Raw genomic sequence first — 670 nt, 5'->3', positions numbered from 1 at the left:
ATCGTCGTCTGTGACGCCACGCTGTTCAAATTCGGTCAGGCTGGCGCGGATCACTTGCTCTATATCGGCCAGAGTTTTGCCTGAGGCCGGATGAGGCAGGGCATATAAAGAAAATTCACAGGCCAGCTCACGACAGGGGTGCGATACAGCAGCCTGCACTGCCAGCTGATTTTTCACCAGATTTTTGTACAGCAGCGAGTTATTACCGCCGCCTAAAATTTCCGACAAAATATCCAATGCGGCTTCGTCTTTATGAGTGGCATAAGCTGTTGGATACGCAATGTAGACCAGCGGTAAATGCACATTGTCTTCCATCGAGATATAACGGGTTTCCGGTAGCTTCACGAACGTTTTAGCTGCATCCGTTACTTCAGGGCCACGTGGGATAGAGCCAAAATACTTTTGCACCAGAGGTAACATATCTTCAGCTTTTACCGCTCCACCTATGGTTAAAGTGGCATTATTTGGTCCATACCAGCGCAGGAAGAAGGCTTTGACATCATTGACGTTAGCGCGGTTTAAATCGTCCATGTAACCAATCACTGGCCAGGAGTAGGGATGGCCATCTGGATACAATGCTTGAGAGACTCTCTCGTTTAAACGGCCATAGGGTTGGTTGTCGACCCGCTGACCCCGTTCGTTTTTCACGGTTTCACGTTGTACTTCAAAC

1 protein-coding gene is annotated in these 670 nt (G+C 48.8%); it reads right to left on the bottom strand.

The genetic code is table 11. The annotated features are described in order from the left end of the window. A partial coding sequence (locus ABD056_RS22780) for a M16 family metallopeptidase (RefSeq protein WP_343870591.1) occupies positions 1-670 on the bottom strand: 670 nt, incomplete at both ends.

Origin of the sequence: Caenispirillum bisanense, assembly GCF_039523075.1 — a bacterium.
Classification (GTDB): Bacteria; Pseudomonadota; Alphaproteobacteria; order Rhodospirillales; family Rhodospirillaceae; genus Caenispirillum; species Caenispirillum bisanense.
Note: the sequence above shows the minus strand (reverse complement) of the source record. Positions and strands in the feature narration are given on the sequence as shown.